Annotated in this window: 5 protein-coding genes; all 5 read right to left on the bottom strand. The window is 58.0% G+C overall.

Annotated features, from left to right (window positions below; genetic code table 11):
• Positions 1 to 429: 429 nt before the first annotated feature.
• Positions 430 to 669: a hypothetical protein gene (locus QN399_RS26065; protein WP_330201921.1), complete on the bottom strand. Its 240-nt coding sequence runs from the start codon at positions 667 to 669 to the stop codon at positions 430 to 432.
• Positions 662 to 955, bottom strand: a complete 294-nt coding sequence (locus QN399_RS26060; protein ID WP_330201920.1) for a hypothetical protein — start codon at positions 953 to 955, stop codon at positions 662 to 664. Before QN399_RS26060 ends, QN399_RS26065 begins: the two co-directional genes overlap by 8 nt.
• Positions 936 to 1256 (bottom strand): hypothetical protein, encoded by a 321-nt coding sequence (locus QN399_RS26055; protein WP_330201919.1) that lies wholly within the window; start codon positions 1254 to 1256, stop codon positions 936 to 938. Before QN399_RS26055 ends, QN399_RS26060 begins: the two co-directional genes overlap by 20 nt.
• Positions 1257 to 1426: 170 nt before the next feature.
• On the bottom strand, positions 1427 to 1642 hold the full coding sequence (locus QN399_RS26050) for a hypothetical protein (protein ID WP_330201918.1): 216 nt from the start codon (positions 1640 to 1642) through the stop codon (positions 1427 to 1429).
• 201 nt (positions 1643 to 1843) lie between these two features.
• The coding region (locus QN399_RS26045) for a hypothetical protein (RefSeq protein WP_330201917.1) at positions 1844 to 2048 on the bottom strand (205 nt) is incomplete at its 5' end.

Here is a 2048-nt window from a genome sequence, read left to right as displayed (position 1 = left end):
TCAGAACTGATGCGCGCCTATGGCGCGTTTGTGTCAGTGGCACACCTTTGCACACCAAATGTGGCACACCCTGGCACACCCTGGCACAGCCGAAACAGCCGAAACAGCCCCACCGTGGGACCAGCTATTGGCTGAACTCCAGGCTCTGCGCCAAGAGGTGCAGGAACTCAAAAGCACAGTGCTGCGACTTGAACACAAACCCGATAAACCTGATGGAACCCCGCTCAAGGCCCAGAAAACGGCCACTTGGGCGGGGTTGCTGGACGCGCTAGACGATTGAGTCTGTGATAGGGGTTAATCTCGTTATCCGCCCTGTCAGGGAAGAATCGCGGCCTATGGGGGAGAGATTCCGGCTATAAAGCGGAAGGATTCCGGCCTTAAGGTGGAAGGATTCCGGGTCGCCCGAAATCCGTCCCGAACCGGAAAGGCCTACAGCTCGACGGCAAAGCCCTTGATGCCCTGGGCGTCGGCAAAGCGGCCCACGGCGGTCAAACTGGCCCAGGTGCGCAGTGCTTCACGGCGCGAGCGCACCGGCAGCCAGCGCGACCCGACGCCGCCCAGGCGAATCGCCAGACCCCATTGGTCACCGTGGCGACTGACCAGCACTTCGCGCACCGCACCACCCTCGAGCATGGCGCGCAGCGTCTCTTCCTGAATGCCTTCACGCATCGCGGCCGCGCCATTGCTGCCACAGGGTCTGAAATTGGTCGCCATAGCCCAGTTCATCGGGGTAAGCCCGATGGGAGGCCACCCACAGAAAAACCACGGCACAGGCACTGACCAGGTGTTCGTCCAGCCCCCAGAGATCAGTCAGGTCAAACCCGCCGTTCTCGCTTGCGTTGTGCCAGGCCAGGAGAAAATTGGCCACGGCGCCGGACTGCCCGGTGTCGGCCTGTGCGACCGTGATCAACTGCTCCAGGGCCTGCTGCGTGGTGTCATCCAGCCTGATTACCATCGGGTGACGCTCCTTTTGAGTTGATGAGCTCCTCAGTTTCGCATCCGCGAAGGGGAGGGATTTGGTTTAACAACCGTTGCAGCTCATGCCAGGGAGACCGCGCGTGCGGGATCGCCACGCAGTCGGGCAGGTGCGGAAAAGGGTGGTGGGCTCGGTCAATGGCCTGCGCGGCCAGGCACTGGCTGCAGACCATAAAATCGCCCATCAGGGTCCAGCGCCCGGACCAGCCAATTTGCCGCTCATTAAGCAGCGGGCTGTGGCCGAGCGCGATGCAGCGAGCAAACAGCGAGTCTTCGGTCATGCCATATCTCTCCACGGTTAACGCCGGAACGGGCACCCCCTAAACCGCCCTGTCCCTCTAGGGTAGGCCAGCCCCCCACCTTCTGGCGTCCAGCAGGCGCAAAAAAGCCCGCCGAAGCGGGCTTGTCTGTGGGGGCCTATTGAACAAAAGAGCCGTTATGCGCAGTGCGGTTAGCCGTTGCGGGCGGCCCGACCCAACGCCTTGAGTGCCACGCTGTGCGCCGGCGTTTCCCGCCTCGCATCGTCGGCATACGCCATCAGGTAGCCGATTGCCTCGTTACCCCCGGCTTCGCCTAGCGCTTCCACACACGCCAGCTGGGCGGCGCTGGGCATCGTGTGTTCCTTGGCTTCCCTAATCAGGTAGTCCACAGCTTCTGTCTTGCTCATTGATACCACTCCGTATTGCACACCGGGGCACCATTGTCCCGGGTTCCTTTGTTTGGAAGCTGAATCCAGGTGTATCAGATACTGCACCAACATGCAGAACAGCCCTGATAATTGGTGAGGTAGGCATACTTCTGCTTATCAACCGTCTTCAACAATAGCCCGCAAAGCGGGTTATTGTTGAAGGATATAGCAATAACTTCACTATTTAGTGAATACTTTTTTCTTTTTAGGCGGATTTTTTTTACGAAAAGTCAGTGCTTTATCTTTAACTTCAGCAGCCAACAAACTACCTTTGAGCCTATCTCTACTAACATCTATATCTACTATAGATAAACACAGATCACCGCCACCTATAAAATCTTCTATGGCGTTACAATCGGTTTTTATTTTTTGCGAACTGAGTTGC

The sequence above is a fragment of the Pseudomonas sp. 10C3 genome, assembly GCF_036346185.1.
In the GTDB taxonomy this organism is placed as follows: domain Bacteria; phylum Pseudomonadota; class Gammaproteobacteria; order Pseudomonadales; family Pseudomonadaceae; genus Aquipseudomonas.
The sequence above is the reverse complement of the archived record's forward strand: the minus strand, read 5'-3'. Positions and strand labels throughout refer to the sequence as shown.

What these genes read in the sequence shown, in the direction of transcription:
- QN399_RS26065 (WP_330201921.1), bottom strand. Translation starts at nt 669, where the DNA reads ATGCGTGAAGGCATTCAGGAAGAGACGCTGCGCGCCATGCTCGAGGGT.
- QN399_RS26050 (WP_330201918.1), bottom strand. Translation starts at nt 1,642, where the DNA reads ATGAGCAAGACAGAAGCTGTGGACTACCTGATTAGGGAAGCCAAGGAA.
- QN399_RS26055 (WP_330201919.1), bottom strand. Translation starts at nt 1,256, where the DNA reads ATGACCGAAGACTCGCTGTTTGCTCGCTGCATCGCGCTCGGCCACAGC.
- QN399_RS26060 (WP_330201920.1), bottom strand. Translation starts at nt 955, where the DNA reads ATGGTAATCAGGCTGGATGACACCACGCAGCAGGCCCTGGAGCAGTTG.